At 65.0% G+C, this 18,099-nt stretch carries 18 protein-coding genes; 5 read left to right on the forward strand and 13 right to left on the reverse strand.

Annotated elements, in window-relative coordinates; translation table 11 throughout:
- Positions 1 to 173: 173 nt before the first annotated feature.
- The 3 genes from ASD82_RS11515 to dnaG all read right to left on the reverse strand — a co-directional run bounded on the left by ASD82_RS11515 (position 174) and on the right by dnaG (position 3,672).
- Positions 174 to 1,175 carry a bile acid:sodium symporter family protein gene (locus ASD82_RS11515; RefSeq protein WP_056717975.1) on the reverse strand — a complete coding sequence of 334 codons (1,002 nt, stop codon included), beginning with the start codon at positions 1,173 to 1,175 and terminating at the stop codon, positions 174 to 176.
- 9 nt (positions 1,176 to 1,184) lie between these two features.
- Positions 1,185 to 1,805 (reverse strand): DedA family protein, encoded by a 621-nt coding sequence (locus ASD82_RS11520; RefSeq protein WP_056717976.1) that lies wholly within the window; start codon positions 1,803 to 1,805, stop codon positions 1,185 to 1,187.
- Between the two features lie 130 nt (positions 1,806 to 1,935).
- The gene (gene dnaG, locus ASD82_RS11525) at positions 1,936 to 3,672 is read right to left on the reverse strand and encodes a DNA primase (protein WP_056717977.1); all 1,737 of its coding nucleotides are present in this window, start codon (positions 3,670 to 3,672) and stop codon (positions 1,936 to 1,938) included.
- 88 nt (positions 3,673 to 3,760) lie between these two features.
- Here dnaG and ASD82_RS11530 point away from each other — a divergent pair, with 88 nt between their 5' ends.
- Positions 3,761 to 4,399: an N-acetyltransferase gene (locus ASD82_RS11530; RefSeq protein WP_056717978.1), complete on the forward strand. Its 639-nt coding sequence runs from the start codon at positions 3,761 to 3,763 to the stop codon at positions 4,397 to 4,399.
- Here the strand turns inward: ASD82_RS11530 and ASD82_RS11535 are convergent.
- Positions 4,396 to 4,566, reverse strand: coding sequence for a DUF1328 domain-containing protein (locus tag ASD82_RS11535; protein WP_082542842.1), 171 nt, complete (start codon positions 4,564 to 4,566; stop codon positions 4,396 to 4,398). The two genes, ASD82_RS11530 and ASD82_RS11535, sit on opposite strands and share 4 nt — an antisense overlap.
- Positions 4,567 to 4,717: 151 nt before the next feature.
- Here ASD82_RS11535 and ASD82_RS11540 point away from each other — a divergent pair, with 151 nt between their 5' ends.
- Positions 4,718 to 5,014, forward strand: a complete 297-nt coding sequence (locus tag ASD82_RS11540) for a hypothetical protein (protein WP_056717980.1) — start codon at positions 4,718 to 4,720, stop codon at positions 5,012 to 5,014.
- 24 nt (positions 5,015 to 5,038) lie between these two features.
- Here the strand turns inward: ASD82_RS11540 and ASD82_RS11545 are convergent, their stop codons facing one another.
- Both ASD82_RS11545 and rpsU read right to left on the reverse strand, forming a co-directional pair.
- A complete protein-coding gene (locus ASD82_RS11545) occupies positions 5,039 to 5,485 on the reverse strand; it encodes a GatB/YqeY domain-containing protein (RefSeq protein ID WP_056717981.1) in 447 nt (148 codons plus the stop codon).
- A 202-nt stretch (positions 5,486 to 5,687) separates the two neighbouring features.
- Positions 5,688 to 5,903 (reverse strand): 30S ribosomal protein S21, encoded by a 216-nt coding sequence (gene rpsU / locus ASD82_RS11550; RefSeq protein ID WP_007081639.1) that lies wholly within the window; start codon positions 5,901 to 5,903, stop codon positions 5,688 to 5,690.
- Between the two features lie 101 nt (positions 5,904 to 6,004).
- Between rpsU and tsaD the strand changes: the two genes are divergently transcribed.
- The gene (tsaD, locus tag ASD82_RS11555; protein WP_056717982.1) at positions 6,005 to 7,036 is read left to right on the forward strand and encodes a tRNA (adenosine(37)-N6)-threonylcarbamoyltransferase complex transferase subunit TsaD; all 1,032 of its coding nucleotides are present in this window, start codon (positions 6,005 to 6,007) and stop codon (positions 7,034 to 7,036) included.
- Positions 7,037 to 7,207: 171 nt separating this feature from the next.
- On the opposite strand, the gene ASD82_RS11560 is transcribed toward tsaD, so the two are convergent.
- The 3 genes from ASD82_RS11560 to ASD82_RS11570 form a co-directional block, all read right to left on the reverse strand.
- Positions 7,208 to 7,927, reverse strand: coding sequence for a pseudouridine synthase (locus ASD82_RS11560; protein WP_056717983.1), 720 nt, complete (start codon positions 7,925 to 7,927; stop codon positions 7,208 to 7,210).
- Positions 7,928 to 8,091: 164 nt separating this feature from the next.
- Positions 8,092 to 8,868, reverse strand: coding sequence for an ABC transporter permease (locus ASD82_RS11565; protein ID WP_007806705.1), 777 nt, complete (start codon positions 8,866 to 8,868; stop codon positions 8,092 to 8,094).
- Positions 8,865 to 9,827, reverse strand: coding sequence for an ABC transporter ATP-binding protein (locus tag ASD82_RS11570; protein WP_056717984.1), 963 nt, complete (start codon positions 9,825 to 9,827; stop codon positions 8,865 to 8,867). Before ASD82_RS11570 ends, ASD82_RS11565 begins: the two co-directional genes overlap by 4 nt.
- 105 nt (positions 9,828 to 9,932) lie before the next feature.
- Here ASD82_RS11570 and ASD82_RS11575 point away from each other — a divergent pair, with 105 nt between their 5' ends.
- Positions 9,933 to 10,679: an FAD-binding oxidoreductase gene (locus ASD82_RS11575; RefSeq protein WP_056717985.1), complete on the forward strand. Its 747-nt coding sequence runs from the start codon at positions 9,933 to 9,935 to the stop codon at positions 10,677 to 10,679.
- A 584-nt stretch (positions 10,680 to 11,263) separates the two neighbouring features.
- Here ASD82_RS11575 and ASD82_RS17765 read toward each other — a convergent pair.
- The 4 genes from ASD82_RS17765 to ASD82_RS11595 all read right to left on the reverse strand — a co-directional run bounded on the left by ASD82_RS17765 (position 11,264) and on the right by ASD82_RS11595 (position 16,702).
- Positions 11,264 to 12,370: a fimbrial protein gene (locus ASD82_RS17765; RefSeq protein WP_157599251.1), complete on the reverse strand. Its 1,107-nt coding sequence runs from the start codon at positions 12,368 to 12,370 to the stop codon at positions 11,264 to 11,266.
- 96 nt (positions 12,371 to 12,466) lie between these two features.
- On the reverse strand, positions 12,467 to 15,220 hold the full coding sequence (locus tag ASD82_RS11585; protein ID WP_157599252.1) for a fimbria/pilus outer membrane usher protein: 2,754 nt from the start codon (positions 15,218 to 15,220) through the stop codon (positions 12,467 to 12,469).
- A 104-nt stretch (positions 15,221 to 15,324) separates the two neighbouring features.
- Positions 15,325 to 16,068 (reverse strand): molecular chaperone, encoded by a 744-nt coding sequence (locus tag ASD82_RS11590; RefSeq protein ID WP_056717988.1) that lies wholly within the window; start codon positions 16,066 to 16,068, stop codon positions 15,325 to 15,327.
- 91 nt (positions 16,069 to 16,159) lie between these two features.
- On the reverse strand, positions 16,160 to 16,702 hold the full coding sequence (locus ASD82_RS11595) for a fimbrial protein (RefSeq protein WP_056717989.1): 543 nt from the start codon (positions 16,700 to 16,702) through the stop codon (positions 16,160 to 16,162).
- 478 nt (positions 16,703 to 17,180) lie between these two features.
- On the opposite strand from ASD82_RS11595, the gene ASD82_RS11600 reads away from it, so the two are divergent.
- Positions 17,181 to 18,098 (forward strand): alpha/beta hydrolase, encoded by a 918-nt coding sequence (locus tag ASD82_RS11600; protein ID WP_056717990.1) that lies wholly within the window; start codon positions 17,181 to 17,183, stop codon positions 18,096 to 18,098.
- The last annotated feature ends 1 nt before the right edge of the window (position 18,099 follow it).

Genomic DNA, 18,099 nt, shown 5'->3' on the forward strand with positions numbered 1-18,099 from the left:
TTTCTCTTGGCCACGCAAGAGAAAAGTGACTCGGTCGCCGAAGGCGATCGACCGCTCTGCACTGAGCTTTTGAGTCGCATCGGTAAGGAGAAAAGTGACACGCCCTCGGCAGGATGACGTCCGAATCCGGCAAAAGCATCGCTTGAGAACGACCGCTCGGCGACACGCCCGAATCAATCCGCGTCGCGATCATCCTCGCCAACGCGGCGCACCCCGCGCGCCGCATAGCGACGCGCCACCACCGCGCATACCATCAGCTGCAACTGATGGAAGATCATCAGCGGCAGCACCAGCGCGCCGAGGCCGCCGAGCTGGCCGGCGAACAGGATCTTGGCCATCGGGATGCCGCTGGCCATGCTCTTCTTGGAACCGCAGAAGACGATCGTGATCTCGTCCTCGCGGGAAAAGCCCAGCCGTCGTGCGGTCCAGGTCAGGATGGGCATCATCAGCGCCAGCAACAGGCCGCACATCGCCAGGGTGGACAGCAGCGCCGAGAGCGGCGTGTCGCGCCACAGGCCTGCGACCACCGCGGCGCTGAAGGCGGTGTAGACCACCAGCAGGATCGTGCCGCGGTCGGTGTAGCCAAGCACGGGCTTGTGCCGATCGATCCAGCCACCGATCCAGCGCCGCGCGCCATGGCCGAGCGCGAACGGCAGCAGCAACTGCAACACGATGTCCAGCACGCCGTGCCACGAGGCGCCGCCGCCACGGGTGGCCAGCAGCAGGCCGACCAGCAGCGGGGTCAGCGCGATGCCGATCAGGTTCGACATCGAGGCGCTGACCACGGCGGCCGGGACATTGCCGCCGGCGATCGAGGTGAACGCGATCGACGACTGCACGGTCGAGGGCAGCGCGCAGACGAACAGCAGGCCAAGGTAGAGATCTGGCGTGAGCAGTGCGTGGCCCAGCGGCCGCAGGGCCAGGCCCAGCAGCGGGAACAGCACGAAGGTGCCGGCGAACACGGTGAGGTGCAGGCGCCAGTGGGCCAGCCCCTGCATGATGGCCGAGCGCGGCAGCTTGGCGCCGTGCAGGAAGAACAGCAGCGCGATGGCTGCGTCGGTGATCACGTCGAAGGTTCGCGCCAGCTCGCCCCGGCAAGGCAGCAGCGAGGCCAGTACGACGGTGGCGAGCAGGGCGAGGGTGAAAGGGTCCGGCAGCAGGCGACGCGACGACATGTCGGGGATTCAGTCCAGCCCGCACTGGTCGCGGTGCTTCCTGCGCCACCACAGCACCAGTCCGATCACCGCGAGAATGCCGACCAGGGCCCACAGGCTGCTCTGGCCGCGATGGATCCACTTCACCAGCCATGCATGGTTGTCGGCGCCCAGGAAGCCCAGGTAGACCCAGAACGGCACGCTGATCAGCGCGGCCACGGTGTCGATCAGCAGGAAGCGCAGGAACGACACGCGATGGGTCATGCCGGCGGTGAGGTAGATGGTGGTGCGCATGCCGGGCAGGAAGCGGGCGAAGAACAGCACGCGGTTGCCATAGCGCTGGAACTTGTCCTGCACCCTGCAGTAGCGCGAGGGCGTGAGGATGCGCGCCACGAAACGCCACTTCAGGATGCGCGCGCCGTAATGGTGGCCCAGCAGGAAGATCGCGCAGTCGCCCAGCAGCACGCCGAACATCGCCAGGGCTACCATCACGTGGACGTTCGCATAGCCCAGCCCGGCGATCACGCCGCCGGCGACCAGGGTGATGTCTTCGGGCAGGGGCAGGCCGGCGCCACAGATCATCAGCGCGAGGAAGACGGCGAGGTAGCCGTTCTCGGCGAAAATCGTCACCAGTTGCTGCAACAGATCCATCAGTTTTCCCGTGCGTCCTGCGTGATCCGCCAGGCCGAAGCCACGCATGATCCCACACTCGCGTGACCGTCCGTCGCAGGCGTGAGCCCAGGGCGCACGCCGGGGCGGCGCCTGCGGCAGTTCACCGCAGTCATGCCGAGGCCACCGGCGGACGCACGCGGGCGGCCAGCAGTTCGCGCAGTTCGGCCTTCTCGGCGCTGTCCAGGGTGCCTTCGCGGCTCTTCGCGGTCAGCGCATCGCGGCGCTGGGTGATCGCCTGGTCTTCCATGCGCTGCAGCGCATCGAAGAATTCCGCCGCCTGCGCCTCGGGTTCGCCGACGACCGTGGTCGCCATCAGTTTTTGCAGCGACGGGTAGGCTTCGCGCTCGGCAAAATGCTCCACCAGCATCGCCGGATTGATGCCTGGGCGGGCGCGCGCCAGGTCGAGCAACTCGGCCAGCAGCTCCACGCCGGGCTTGTCCAGGCGCAGGAAGCGATAGGGCTTTTCCACCTGGTCGGCCAGGCCAGGCTGGGCCAGCAACAACGAGATCGCGCTGCGCACCAGGCTGCGCTGCACCGCGGTGGGGCGTTGCACCGCGCGGTGCGCAGCCGGGTCGGCCTGCAGCATCGCGCGCGCACCGCTGCGCTTTTCCAGCTCCTGCGCCATCAGGTCGCGGAACGCGCCATCGGGCAGTTTGCCGATCAGCGGACGAGCGCGCTCGGCCAGCCGGGCGCGGCCGTCGAGGCTGGCCATGTCGACGTCGTGCGACAGTTCGTTGAAGAAATAGTCCGACAGCGGCATCGCTTCCCGGATGCGCTTCTCGAAGCCGTCCTTGCCCTCCTTGCGCACCAGCGAGTCCGGGTCCTCGCCGTCGGGCAGGAACAGGAAGTACGCCTGGCGACCGTCGCGCAGGCGCGGCAGTGCGGATTCCAGCGCCTTCCACGCGGCGGCGCGGCCGGCGCGGTCGCCGTCAAAGCAGAACACCACGTCCGGCGCGGCACGGAACAGCACCTCGGTGTGCTCCGGTGTGGTCGCCGTGCCCAGCGTGGCCACCGCGATCGGCAAGCCGGCCTGGTGCAGCGCGATCACGTCCATGTAGCCCTCGACCACCACGATCCGCAGCAGGTTCGCGTTCGCCTGCTTCACCTGCCACAGCGCGAACAGCTCGCGGCCCTTGTGGAACAGCGGGGTCTCGGGAGAGTTGAGGTACTTCGGGGATTGTTCGGAGCTCAGGACGCGGCCGCCGAACGCGATCACGCGGCCGCGGCGGTCGAGGATCGGGAACATCAGCCGCTCGCGGAAGCGATCGTACTTGCTGCCGCGCTCGCTGGAGGCGACCATGCCGGCCTCGTTCAGCAACTCCATCCGGCGCGGCGTATTGCCCAGCGCCTTGATCACGCCGTCGTAGCCGGCCGGTGCCCAGCCGAGGCGGAAACGCCTGATCGTCTCGGCGTCCAGTCCACGCTTCTTGCAATAGGCCTGGGCATCGCTGCTGCGCGGCAGCTCGCCTTCGTACCAGCCGGCGGCGGCATCCAGCAGCGCGTAGAGATCGGTCTTGTCCTCGCGCGGCGCCGCTTCGCGGCCGCCTTCGCGGGGCACGGTCAGGCCCACCGTCTGGGCCAGTTCCTCGACGGCGTCGGGAAACTCCAGCCGGTCGTAGTCCATCAGGAACTTGATCGCGCTGCCGTGCACGCCGCAACCGAAGCAGTGGAAGAACTGCTTGGCCGGGCTGACGTAGAACGACGGCGAGCGCTCGTTGTGGAACGGGCAGCACGCCGTCCACTCGCGTCCGGCCTTCTTCAACGGCACCCGCCGCTCGATCACGTCGACGATGTCGACGCGGGCAAGCAGTTCATCGATGAAGCTGTCGGGGATCAGGCCACGCATAAGCGGCCTAGTTTAGTCGGTCGGCGCCCCCGCCGCGTCCGCGGACTGCGCTAATCTCGGCCGGGGTCTCAACGGGAATGTGACGACGATGGCTGGATGGCTGTTCCGCCCGGCGGCCGCCTCCGACGTGGAGGGGGCGGTGCCGCTGATCCACAGCTCGGGGCCGGCGGCCTTCGATTATGTTTTCGCGGTGCCGGGCGTGGGTGATGCGCAGGCCTTCCTGCGGCGGGCCTTCGTCGACGGCGCGGGCGAGTTCGGCTGGCGCAACCACGTGGTGGGCGAGCGCGACGGCGTGGTGGTGGCGGTCGGGGCGGGCTACGGCGGCGACACCAAGTGGCCGTTCACCCTGGCCGCGGCGCGGCAGATCGTGCGCCATTACGGCTGGCGCCATGCGCCCGGGGTGATCGGGCGTGGCCTGCGCACCGAGTCGGTGATCCCGCCGCCGGCCGGCGACCTGTATTACCTGGGACATCTGGGTGTGAGCCCGGCCCTGCGCGGCAAGGGTGCGGGCACCGCCCTGGTCGCCCACCTGCTGGCGCAGCGGCCGGCGGCTGCGCTCGGCCCCGTCGTGCTGGGCGTGGCGGTGACCAACCCCGATGCCCAGCGCCTCTATCAGCGGCTGGGGTTCGTGGTGACCGCCGAGCGCCCATCGAAGCTGGCCAATCCGCAGGGCCGCGTGCCGGGCCACCGGCGCATGCAATGGCAGGCGCCGGCGGAGCACGCCTAGAGGATGTGGAAGACGCCGATCACCGCCAGCACGGCCAGCAGGAACAGGATCACGAAGCAGGCGAACAGCACCTTGGCGATGGTCGCGCTGGCGCCTGACACGCCACCGAAGCCGAGCCAGCCGGTGACCAGCGAGATGATGGCGAAAATGATGGCCCACTTCAGCATGACGATCTCCTGCAACTGCGGGTTAGGCACGGCGGGACTCCACCGGCTCGGCTTGCTTTGTAGCGCCAGTGGCGTGAAGCCGATGCATCACGCCACTTGCCCGCACCGGCTGGCCGCGGCAAGCTGCGCGGCCAGCCGGGAGTGACGAATCGTGGTGATCATCGCGGTGATGATGGTGAAACAGCGGAAGATCGTCCGCGCGTTCGAGCGGGCGGCGGCAACCACGCCCGCCACCGCGTGCCGCCCGGAACAGCTGGGCCTGAAGCAGGGCATGGCCTGGTATTCGCTGGTGCAGCACGCGGTGTTGCGCTGCCCCGGCGAGGGACGTTATTTCCTGGACATGGCGAACTGGCAGCGGCTGCGCCGACGGCGACAGCGCGTGGCGCTGGCCGTCATGGCGATCCTGCTCGGCCTGCTGGCGCTGATGGTGCTGCTGCGACAGGGCTGAGGCAGCGTACGCCGCGAACGGAGATCAGCCCGCCAGGCGGGTCTTGATGCGACCCGACACCACGCCCATGTCGGCGCGGCCGGCGGCTTTTTCCTTCACCGCGGCCACCACCTTGCCCATGTCGCGCGGCGAGCTGGCGCCGGTTTCGGCGATCGCGGCGGTGATCAGCGCGTCGATCTCGGCCTCGTCCAGCTTGGCCGGCAGATAGGTCTCGATCACCACCATCTCGGCGCGTTCGATCGCCGACAGGTCGTCGCGGCCGGCCGCATCGAACTGGCTGACCGAGTCCTTGCGCTGCTTCATCATCTTCTCGAGCGTGGCCAGCACCTGGACGTCGTCCAGTTCGATCCGCTCATCGACCTCACGCTGCTTGATCGCGGCCAGCATCAGCCGGATCACGCCCAGCTGGTGCTTTTCGCCGGCGCGCATGGCGTTCTTCATGTCTTCGGTGAGCTGCTGCTTGAGCGTCATGGGCGGGGCCTTATGGGATGAATGGAGCATTCTACGGAAACGACAAAGCCGGCGTTGCCCCTGGGGACAACACCGGCCATGTCGTATCGGCTGTGCCTGCGGTGGCTGCGAGCGGCTCTCGTCGAAGAGCTGGCGCCGACCGTGTTTCCGGGTGAGCAGCGCCGGGGCGCCGCATGACCTGCCGGGCGGCAGGTCGGGAAACTCAGTACAGGCGAACCTTGCGGGAAACGTCGCGCGACAGACGGCGCAGGTGACGCTTCACGGCGGCAGCGCGCTTGCGCTTGCGTTCCTGGGTCGGCTTCTCGTAGAACTCGCGCTTGCGCGTTTCGGCCAGGACGCCGGCCTTTTCGCAGGTACGCTTGAAACGACGCAGTGCGATCTCGAACGGCTCGTTCTCGCGAACTTTTACGTTGGGCATGGAAACTCCGGGTGGTAATCTGCCTGCTCTTGCAGGACAGCTGAATGTGGTGAGCCGGGAATTATACCGTGCATGACGAAGAATTTTCAAAGGCCGGGCCGATGAAGCCGATTCTGGGCATCGAGAGCTCCTGCGACGAGACCGGCGTGGCGCTGTTGCGCTGGCAGCCGGACGCGCCCGGGAAGGGGCTGCTGGCCCATACGCTGTACAGCCAGATCAAGCTGCACGCCGATTACGGCGGCGTGGTTCCGGAGCTGGCCAGCCGCGACCACGTGCGCAAGCTGGTGCCGCTGATCCGCGAGGCGCTGGCCGAGGCCGGACTGACCGTGCAGGACCTGGGCGGGGTGGCCTACACCGCCGGGCCGGGCCTGGTCGGCGCCCTGCTGGTGGGCGCCTCGCTGGGCCGCGCGCTGGCCTGGGCGCTGGGCGTGCCCGCGATCGGGGTGCATCACATGGAAGGCCACCTGCTGGCGCCGCTGCTGGAGGAAAACCCGCCGGAGCCGCCGTTCGTGGCCTTGCTGGTGTCCGGCGGCCATTCGCTGCTGGTCGAGGTGAAGGCGATCGGCCAGTACACGATCCTGGGCGACACCCTGGATGACGCGGCCGGCGAGGCGTTCGACAAGACCGCCAAACTGATGGGCCTGCCATATCCGGGCGGCCCGGCGCTGGCGAAACTGGCCGAGCAGGGCAGCGCCGGCGCGTACCGCTTCTCCCGCCCGATGACCGACCGGCCCGGGCTGGATTTCAGCTTTTCCGGCCTGAAGACCCAGGTGCTGCTGGCCTGGCAGAAATCCGACCAGAGCGAGCAGACCCGCGCCGATATCGCCCGCGCCTTCCAGGAGGCGATCGTCGACACGCTGATCATCAAGTGCCGCCGCGCGCTGGAAGCCAGCGGCGCGCGCCGGCTGGTGATCGCCGGCGGCGTGGGCGCGAACCGGCATCTGCGCAGCGAGCTGGCCAGGGCCGGCGAGAAGGATGGCTTCCGGGCGTATTTCCCGCGGCTGGTTTTCTGCACCGACAACGGCGCGATGATCGCGCTGGCCGGCGCGATCCGCCTGGCCAGCGGCCAGCATCAGGACGAAACCATCCAGGTACGCCCGCGCTGGGATCTGCAGACGCTGCCGGCGGCATAGCGCGGCATGGCGACGGGCGGCTACCGCCTTTTTGCCGTCATTCCCACGAAAGCGGGAATCCATGTTGACGTTTCGGCACGGTGGAAGATGGATGACCAGTTTCGCTGCTGACAAAGCGCATCCCGCTTTCGCGGGAACGGCGGCTGTTGAAGCGTGGCATCCGGCGGCGATTCACCACTGCGTGCGCCCCGGCAACAGCCCCTTCAGCTCCGCTTCGGTGAGGTTGCGCCACTGGCCGGGTTTCAGGTGGGCCAGCTTGACGTTGTCGATGCGCACGCGGCGCAGCTGGGTCACCCGGTAGCCGAAGGCGGCGGCCATCAGCCGGATCTGCCGGTTGAGGCCCTGGGTCAGCACGATCGAGAAGCCGAACTTGGCGATCCGGCGCACGCGGCAACGCTGGGTCATCTGGCCGTGGATGCGCACGCCCTTGCTCATGCCGGCCAGGAATTCGTCGGTCACCGCCTTGTTCACGCCGACCAGGTATTCCTTCTCGTGGTGGTTCTCCGCGCGGAGGATCTCGTTGACGATGTCGCCGTTGCTGGTCAGCAGGATCAGCCCCTCGGAATCCTTGTCCAGCCGGCCGATCGGAAAGATCCGCTGCGGATGGTCGATGAAGTCCACGATGTTGCCGTCCACGCCCTGGTCGGTGGTGCAGGTGATCCCCACCGGCTTGTTCAGCGCGATATAGATCGCTTTCTTTGCACCCGGCGTGGTAGCGAGGACGCGCGCCTTGACGATCTCGCCATCGACGCGTACCTCGTCGCCATCCAGCGCCTTCGCACCGGTCGTGACCACTTCGCCGTTGATGCTGACCCGGCCGGCCAGCAGCAACTCGTCCGCCTCGCGGCGCGAACAGAGGCCGGCTTCGCTGATGTACTTGTTGACGCGCATAGGGCAGGAGTGAGGGTGGAGGAGTGAGAAATGAGAGAGAGCCAGGGCGATCCTGCGACTCACGCAAATGTACAGGACGGTGACTCGGGAAAGCGGAGCGAGAGGTGGAAGTGAGCGGAGGTGCCGTTCTCTCGTTTCTCACTCCTCCCCACTCACTTCTCGCCCTACGACCTCAGCCCCACGCCGCGCTTGAGCAACTGCAGCGCGGCGATGGTCAGTCCGGCGATGAAAACCAGCATCACCGCGAACGCACCGCCCACCGACACGTCGCTGATGCCGAGCACGCCGTAGCGGAATGCGTTGACCATGTACAGGATCGGGTTGGCGTGGGAGATGGCGCGCCACGGTTCGCCCAGCATGTTGATCGAATAGAACACGCCGCCGAGGTAGGTCAGCGGGGTGATCACGAAGGTCGGCACCAGCGCGATGTCGTCGAACTTGCTCGCGAATACCGCATTGATGAAACCGGCCAGCGCGAAGATGACCGCGCCCAGGGTGACCGCGGCCAGCGCCACCAGCGGATGCGCCACGTGCAGCGAGGTGAAGAACAGCGCCACCAGCAGCACCAGCGCGCCGACCACCAGGGCGCGTGCCACCGCGCCGATCACGTAGCCGTAGAGGATCGCCCAGTTGGCCATCGGCGACACCAGCATTTCTTCCACCGAGCGCTGGAACTTGGCGCCGTAGAACGAGCTGGAAATGTTCATGTAGCTGTTGTTGATGACGCTCATCATCACCAGCCCCGGCACGATGTACTGCATGTAGCTGAAGCCGCCCTCGACGATGCCGATGCGGCTGCCGATCAGCTTGCCGAAGATGATGAAGTACAGCGTCATCGTGATGATGGGCGGGATCAGCGTCTGCGTCCAGATGCGCACGATCCGCACGATTTCGCGGCGCGCCACGGTATACAGCGCGACAAGGTTGGTCGAGGCGTTCATGCCGTTTTCTCCCGGGCCGGCGCACGGCCCTGCTCGACCAGCCGCACGAACAGCTCCTCCAGCCGGTTGGTCTTGGTGCGCATCGAGTTCACCGTGATGCCGCCGGCGGTCAGCGCGCCGAACAGTGCGTTGAGGTTCTGCGTGCGCGCCATTTCCGCCTCCAGCGTGCGCTCGTCGATGCGGCGGAAGCCGATGCCGTCCAGTTGCGGCAGCTCGGGCGGCACTTCGCTGACGTCGAGCACGAAGGTCTCCACGTCCAGCGTGGCCAGCAGGCGTTTCATGCTGGTGTTCTCGATGATGGTGCCGTGGTCGATGATCGCGATGTTGCGGCACAGCGACTCGGCTTCCTCCAGGTAATGCGTGGTCAGGATCACCGTGGTGCCGGCCGCGTTGATCGCGCTGACGAACTGCCACATCGAGCGGCGAATCTCGATGTCGACGCCGGCGGTCGGTTCGTCCAGGATCAGCAGCTTCGGCTCGTTCATCATCGCGCGGGCAATCATCAGCCGCCGCTTCATGCCGCCGGACATCTCGCGCGCCTGGTGGAAGGCCTTGTCCCACAGGCGCAGTTCCTTCAGGTACTTTTCCGCACGCTCCGCAGCGAGCTTGCGCGGGATGCCGTAGAAGCCCGCCTCGTTGACGCAGATGTCGAACGGCTTTTCGAACTGGTTGAAGTTGATCTCCTGCGGCACCAGCCCGATCAGCTTCATCGCCTCGCTGCGCTGATTGTTCACCGACACGCCGAACACCTGGGCGTCACCGTCGGTGGCGTTCACCAGCGACGACAGGATGCCGATCAGGGTCGACTTGCCGGCGCCATTGGGGCCGAGCAGGGCGAAGAAATCGCCGGGCTGCACGGTCAGGCTGATGCCTTTCAGCGCTTCGACGCCATTGCGATAGGTTTTGCGCAGATTGTCGACGACAAGTGCGGGTGCCGTGGGGCGGATTTCCGGGGACATGGGCTGCACCGAGGGGGTTAGCCCTTATTATAGCGGGCCAAGCCGCACCGCCCGAGCCTGTCTGGCGGCACACACTGTTTCCGCACGTACCGTTTCAGGGATGCCATGGCCGATCATTTTCAGCTCCGTCTTGTCGACAGCGTCATGCTGGCGCCCACCGTGCGCCACCTGGTGTTCGAGCGCGTCGACGGCCAGCCGCTGGCCTTCCAGCCCGGGCAGTTCCTGCAGGTGCATTTCCACTACGACGATGGCACCGCGACCAAGCGCAGTTATTCGGTGGGCAGCGTCGGCGACGGCAGTTCACCCGTGCAGCGCGTTGAGATCGCAGTGAGCTATGTCGACGGCGGTGCGGCAACCAAGTTGCTTGGCGGGCTAGCACACGGCGGCGTGATCGACGCCAGCGGCCCGTACGGCCGCTTCTGCCTGCAGGAAGCGGACACCCATCCGCGCTACCTGCTGCTGGCCACTGGCACCGGCGTCACCCCGTACCGCGCCATGCTGCCGCAGATCGAAAAGCTGCTGGCCGCCGGCGATCGCGAAGTGGTGCTGCTGTACGGTGCCCGCAACGAAACCGAGCTGCTCTACGGCGAAGAGTTCGAAGCCTTCGCGCAAGCCCACCCCGGCTTCCACTTCCACGGCTGCCTCAGCCGCGAAGCCCGCGCCGTGCCTCGCAGCAGCGACCGTAGCGGCCACGTGCAACACGTGCTGGCCGAACTCGGCCCGCACGTCGACCGCGACATCGCCTACCTGTGCGGCAACCCGAACATGGTCGACGCGGCGTTTGCGGCGCTGCAGGAGTTCGACCTGCCGGTGAAGCAGATCAGGCGCGAGAAGTACATTTCGTCGCGGTGAAGGCCTCGGATCGGCAGCGTGGCCGGGCCTTCGCTTCCTTCGGTGCACCGAATCTTCACGAGCACCTCACGTCTGAAGTGTAATTAGCTTCGACCCTGAGAATCCGCCCCTAGTGGATCTTCGGGAAACCGGAGGAATCTGCGGCAACACCTCCGGTCATCTTGCGCGGCGGGATGCAATGGAGGGCATGGACGTGACTGATCGGTTTTGTACCGTATTGTCCGGTTGCATGTGCACCTGGATGCTGTTCGTGCCTGCTGCGGAAGCAGCAGACGGCCGAATCACTTTTTCGGGCCGCATCGTTGTGCCAACGTGCCATGTGGCAACGGATACCAGCGCTTCGGCTCAAGCTTCGGTTGCCCCGCGACGAAGTTATCGACAGAGCTGTGCCGAACTTGATTCGCCGATGTCGTCACCACGAACCCATGTCGTGACAGTCAGACGGCTGACCCATGCGGAATCGGATCGCGTGCTGAAGTACTTCTACGGCTACCTCAGCGCCAGTCGAGTCGACGCCGCACCGATGCTGGTCACGCAGACTTACGAATAGCCGGCATCGGTGTTCGAAACAACCGCGGTCGCCGCTACTGGTAGGTCAACGTATAGGTTGCCGTGGCTTGAACCTGGCCAGGCGTTACTGGTGTGGCGGTCTGGTAGTAGCGTGCGTAGAGATTGAAGCTGTAATTGGCGCCGTTCGTGGTACCTGTCGGAAACGCGCTGTCGAATGTAACCGGTGTTATGCCATCGGCGCGAAGGATCTGGATACCCACGCCGCTGGCGTAGCCGGCGCCGATTGTGGGTGCGATGACGCCATTGACGGTATAGGCGTTGCTGCTACTCAACGTGGCGCTGACGGCAAGATTGGATGTGCAGCCAGTGAGGTTGATTCCGAATCGCGTCGTGCCCGCCGTGGCTCCGACAGCACCGAGTGCATTGGCGGATACGGAGGGCAAGGCAACGGTCAAGCTCTGGCTGCCTGTGGAAACACTGCAGGTGGGGGCGATGAACGTCACGCCGCCTGATTGAAAGATAATGACGGTTTGTACGGGCGTGTTAGTGGTGCACCCATCATAGTTGCCATTGTTTTTAATGATTGGCGTAGTGCACACATTGTTGAAATTCCATTGGCCCAAGACCGTGCCCGCGGGAATTTGATTTCCGCTGCTGGGAAGCACTCCGGTCGAAATCAGCTGGAATGTCGTTGTATTGGAAAATGTCGTTGTTGTGCCACCATTCAATGAGTCGTTTGGATATAGTGGTATGGGGTTGCCTGATCGCAATATCTTGAATGCGACCCCTGGCGTTGGGCTGTAAATGGTTTTAGTGGCGACGTCATAGGTACCATAGGATGGTTGCAGGCCGCCTGGAGTGCCGCCGTTTAGACATGCTATGTAGATGGTGTCGCCTGCGGTCGTGGCTGCCCGCGGGGGGCCGATGGTGCTACCAGCGGCTTGGCTTGAGAGAGCAATGGTGACACTGCTGAAGGTGACAATTTGCGTAGTAGGCGCATTGATGGCATTACCGCGCCCATCTTCGTAGTAGCACCGAGCTTGTGCCAACGCAGTGGCTGGGAAGGCGAATAGAGCGGACAGGAGTGTCAGCAGGCATAACCAGGTCCAAGGTAGACGCGATTGACTGAGCCGGTTGCAGAACATAAGGCCTCGCATGGCCACGATGAGTGAAGGATGCATATCGATCCCTGCAGATTCAATTATGCGGTGCGACGAGCAAAGCACACTTCATTAGATTAAGTGCTTTTGATGAGGTCGTGACGCTGGTCGTGGGCTTCAGGCGCCGTTCTTGCCGGCGGTGTTGCTGGAGGATATTTTCGTGCATATCGTGTGGACTTCTTCATAACTTTTCGGCCGCAATTCCCTGTCCCGCCTTTCAGTCCTATAGGGAAGTGAGCATGACTGCGTCGTTCCATTATTGTCCTGCCAGCGTACAGTCAGCTCGCCGGCTTGATCGACGCCACGGACGAGGATTTGCCCCGCTTGCCCGACCACGGCGAGTGCAGTTCCCCGGGCGTTGAATACCTGCGCACCGAATGGCAAGGCATCGCCATTGGCGAGGCGTGCGCGAACGAGGATGGTGCGGCCATTTTCGGTCTTGAATTTCATCATCACCACCGCGCCGGCGTGCGGCGCCACCTGAGTGCTGGTGGCGTCCAGTTGCACGTTCAGCGGCAGGCCTTTGGGGTCTACCTGGATGGTGTTAAGGCTGTAGGGCGTGAGGTAGGGCACGATGGCATAGCCGAAGTGGTCCACTCGCGCGCCGGCGGCGTTGTCGAGTCGTGCGCCGGCGGCGCCGGGCACGTAGACGATGCCCACGGTATCGCCGATCGGTTGGCCGAAGGTGATGCCGCCGGGGTGGGCCACGACAGCGCCGCTCATGCCCAGCGATGCCTGCGAATAGCCGCTGCCGGTACCGGCGCTGGCATTGAATATGGCGTAAGGGCTGCGGTAGCCGAGGTTGACGCTGCCGCTGCTGCCGCCGGCGTCGTTGCCGCTGTTGTGCGCGACGGTGGCACCATAGTTGAATTGATTGTCCGCACCGAGCGACCCGTTCAGCATGGCCTGATCCCGGTTGTCGCCGCTGCTGTCATGGGCCAGGTTGAGCATCAGGCTGGGTGCGTGTGCGCTGCCACCTAGTGGCAGGCTGAAGGTGGCGAAGTACTCGTTGTCGTAGCGGCCCAGTGCGTCGCGGGTGCGGGTCGCCGAGATGCCGTAGTTCAGTCGATGGTACGAATTGCTGTAGCCCACCTGGAACTGCGTATCGTTGCCGGTGCGGTTCCAGTAGTCGCTGGCCGATACGTTGGCATACAGCGAGCCGCCGCGCATGCCGAGGCGCTGGTTCATGCTGAGCTGGAAACGGTTGCGTTGCCGCTGCAGCCCGGTCGGATTGATCACCGGGTCGTAGCTGTGGCCGGCCAGTGCCGCCTGCTGCGCCGGGGTCAGCACGGTTTGCAGAGGCATGCCGTCGATCAGGGTGACATTCGTCGGCGCGGCGTAGCTGAAGGCATCCAGTCCACGGCGCGCATAATCGCGAGCCAGTGCCGCATCAGTCAGGCTCAGGAAGCCGCTGGTGGAGTAGCGGTAGGCGGCAACCGTCAGCGAGGTCTGGGTGTCGGGCAGGATCTTGCTGTAGCTCAGGCGCATGCTGTGCCCGGAGTGGCTGCCGAAACCGGGAATGGCCGTGCGCGCCTGGGTGACATCGAGAGCGAAGGCACCGTAGCGCGTGTTGATGGCACTGCCCAGCAGGAGCGCGGCATATCCCCGGGACCCCTCGATACCGGCATAGCCGGTCAGCAGGTTGTTGAAGCCGTGCTGCACGGTGGCGTGCAACACGTTCGGCGAGTTCAGCAAGGCCGTGTTGCGCAATTGACCGGCGGCCACGTCGAAACGCGTGGTGCCGGGGCGCAACAACTGCGCGACCGACGCATACGGCACGGCGAACGTATGCGTGCGGCCGTCAGCTTCGGTTACGGTCACGTCCAGGTTGCCGCCGTAGCCGGTCGGATACAGGTCGTTGATCACGAACGGTCCCGGTGCCACCGTGGTCTGGTAGAGCTGCACGCCGTTCTGGGTCACGGTGACTTTGGCGTTGGTGTTGGCCACGCCGCGCACCACCGGCGCATAGCCGCGCAGCGAGTCGGGCAGCATGCGGTCATCAGTGGCCAACTGCACACCGCGAATGCCGAAGCTGTCGAAGACCTGGCCATCGGTGTAACTGTCGCCGATCGTCACCTGTGCGCCCAGCGACGGCAGATCACGGCGCACGTAGCTGTCGATGTTCTGCCAGCGTTTGCGCGCACGCATGCCGGCGGTGGCGGATTGCCAGTTGACGGTCGAGTCCTGACGGAAATGCCAGGCGCCGAGGTTGAAGCCGGCATTCAGGCCCAGATAGGAGGTGGTCTGCGTCTGCCCGTGACTGCTGCTGCGGTAGCTGTTGAAGTTGTAGTTGAGCAGTGCCGCCGGCACACCCTCATCCCAGTATTCCGGGCTGACATAGCCGCGCGCGCGCTGCTGCAGGTAAGCCTGCGGCACGCTGGTATCCAGGCGCAGATTGCCCATGTCGAAGCTCATCGACGCCCCGGGGATCAGGTCGCCAATGCTGACGCAGGTGACAGGGTCCGCCAGCGCCTTGACGAGTTCGCTGGACAGATTGGCCGGATGCAATCCCAAGAGGGCGAGCAGTTGACGATCGACGCATGGTGCTGCACTGGCATCGGGTGCCGCTGATGCAAAGCGCACATCGCGCCTGCCTGCCCAGTTGTTGTTGAGATAGATGTCGACGTTGTACGAGCCGGGCAACACCGGATTGCCATGCTCGAAACGGGAAAGGTCGGTGGTGTTGCTGCCCGCGCCGGACAGCATGCTGCGATCGAACGAAAACGCCATGTCGGCCTCACCATCACTGGTGGTTCCGGCGTCCGCAACGTTGCTGGTGGAGTCGGCACCGGTCGCGACAGGACCGGCGATCGCCCCGCCGGCCGCATCCACCGCTGCTGTTGCATTGGCCGAGGCAGCCAGAGTCGACATGCTCCAGGCGCCAAGTACCAGCGTGATCGCCGTGCTCAGCAATGCCTGCCGGCACACCCCATGCCGGTGCGACGGCATCGCCCGGTCAGTGGTGTGCCTTGCCTTCACGGTGCCACGCTGCCCTTGAGCGACGTGGTGGCGCCGTAGTCATTGACGATGTCATAGGTGACCGTCGTACCGGCCACAGGCTTCGCGGCAAGATTCTTGAACTTCAGCGCAAGCTTGCCGAATGGATCGACCATGCCGGAATCGCTGACATAGGAATTGCCGTCGACCAGGATCGTGGCCTGCACGATGGTGACGTGATAGGGGGTGGGGTTGTGCACTTCCAGTGCATAGCCTTGTCCATCGGGCGCACTCGTCCAGGTCACCATCGAAGGTGCCTTGGCCGGATCGCCAGCAAGATGAGCGGGACGATAGAAAAGCTTGAGGCGCGAACGAATCGCGAATTGCAGCAGGTTCTTGCCGGCAAATGCCTTGCCGCTGGGTTTGGGCGGGATTTCCAGCACATTGAGCCAGAACAGTGACTCGCGATCGGTCGGCAACGGTGCCGAGGTCGCGATGATGCGCAGGCTCTGGTCCCTGTGCGGATCCATCCGAAAGATGGGTGGCGTGATCAGGAACGGCGTGTTGACCTTGTCCGGCGTGGAATGTTCGTCCCCGCTGTCGATCCAGGCCTCGACCAGGGCAGGCATATCGTTGTCGTTGGTCAATCGGACCGTGACTTCGCCGTCCTGAGCGGGAAACACCACTCGCGTTCCGCCGATGACGACGTTTGCCTGGGCAGTGGCAACGCTCAGGCAAAACAGCAGCAACGCCACAGCCAGGGCGTGGATGGAATTTTTCACGGGGCAGCCTCAGGCGATTGCTGGACAGGAATCCTGGCGTGGCACCGCGACGCGGCGTGGCCGGTCGCGGTGCCCACGTGGTGTTGCGGTATTACTGGTAGATCACCGAGAACTGCACGCTGCTGGCCACGGTGCCGGCGGTGGCGGCGGCGGTGGCGTAGTAGCGGGCGTAGTAGTTCAGGGTGGCGGCGTTGGCGGTGATCGTGGCCACGCCGGCGCCCGTGGTCGGAGCGGCGCTGCCGGCGGTAATCACGCTGTTGTCGCTGTTGACCAGCTGCACATCGACGCCGGTGGCAGTGCCGGTGTTGGCCAGGCGGCCAGCGGCATTCACGGTGGGGCCGTTCTCGAAGAAGGTCGAGGCCTTGGTGGCGGTCGGCGAACCGGCGCAGCCGGACAGGTTGATCTTGAATGCGGTCTGGCCGGCGGTGGCGCCTGAGGCGGAGAGCGCAGTGGTCGAGACGGTCGGCAAGGTGACGGTGGCCGGACCAGCGGCGCCGTTGATCTGGACGGTGCAGGTGGAGCCCGTGACGGCGCCGGTGAAATTGATGGTGCCGTCGGTCGCCTGGGCGCTCGGGGCAAAAGCGACGGCAGCCATGACGGCAACCAGGGCGCTGGAAAGCAGGGTCTTGTTCATTGCAGTTTCCTTGGTGGGTAGCGGTTGGGTTTGACTTGAACTTGGGATGGACGATGAGACGGAATCTGCGATCTGCAGGATTCAGTACTGCGGGATTCGCCTGGGCCAACGTCTTGCGTCCCCCCGGACGAAGTGTCAGTCGCGAATTTCGCCGTGACCAACACGTCTCAAGCAACATGCGTGCCATGTTATCGCGTAAACGATTACTTGGGCTGCGAGGCAGGCCTCGACGATGGACGGAATGAGGCAGGCCAACGAATTTCGGCCAGTTGTCAGGATTCCCTGACAAAATTTGGCACCAGAAAGTGCGAACTTGGTCACCAATCGATAGTGGCGATGTCGGAAGTTTTTCACGGCGTTCCGACCTTGCCGCCACCGGTTTGAGAAGTTTAGTCAAGGTCGCTTGACATTTTGTGGGCGGACTCCTTACTCTGGATTTGTCAAGGTTGCTTGACATCATTTCCGAGGAGATATCGCCATGAAAAAAGGATCGCGTCGCTGGATTTTCCCGGTGCTGGCACTGGCGCTGCTGACCGGTGCGTCGGTGGCGCTGGCGCAGTCGCCGACGGCTAGCACGGTAGGTACGTTGAAAGTCGAGCGTCACGGCGACCATGGTCGTGCGGTGATCCTGATTCCCGGACTGCAGGGTGGGCCGTGGGTGTGGCAGCGGACGATCAAGCAGTTGCAGAAGGATCACGTGGTGTACGCGGTGACGCTGGCGGGTTTTGATGGCGTGCCGGCGCCGGCTGACGGCGACAACCTGTTCGATCGGGCGGGTGCGTCGCTGGAGCAGTTGATCGAACAGCGGAAGATCGACCAGCCGGTGCTGGTCGGTCACAGCCTGGGCGGCACGCTGGCGCTGCGCTTTGCCGGTGAGCATCCCGAACTGATCTCGGGTGTGGTGGCGGTGGATGGCCTGCCGATCTTTCCCGGCATGGAGCGGGTGAGCGCGGAGCAGCGCAAGGCGATGGCGGCGCAGATGCAGCGGCAGATGGCGGCGGTGACGCCGGAGCAGTTCCAGGCGCAGTCGCTGGGCTACATGCAGAAGATCGGCGTGATCGATCCGCAGCTGGCCGCGCGCTACGCGCCGATGAATGCGCGCAGCGACATCAAGGCCAGCGCGCAGTACATGGCCGAGGATCTCGCCTTCGACGGACGTGCGGCGCTGAAGAACGCGAACGTGCCGATCGTGGAGATCGCGCCATACAACGCACCGGATTTCAGCCAGCCGCCGATGGCGATGAGCGAGGCGCAGAAGACGGCGTACTACCAGTCGCTGCTGGCCGATGCGCCGAAGGCGAAGGTGGTCTCGATCTCGCCGTCGAGGCACTTCGTGATGCTCGACCAGCCGGTGAGGTTTCAGCAGGCGCTGGACGAGTTCCTGAAGTCGCTTTGAG

Source organism: Rhodanobacter sp. Root179 (assembly GCF_001428465.1).
In the GTDB taxonomy this organism is placed as follows: Bacteria; Pseudomonadota; Gammaproteobacteria; order Xanthomonadales; family Rhodanobacteraceae; genus Rhodanobacter.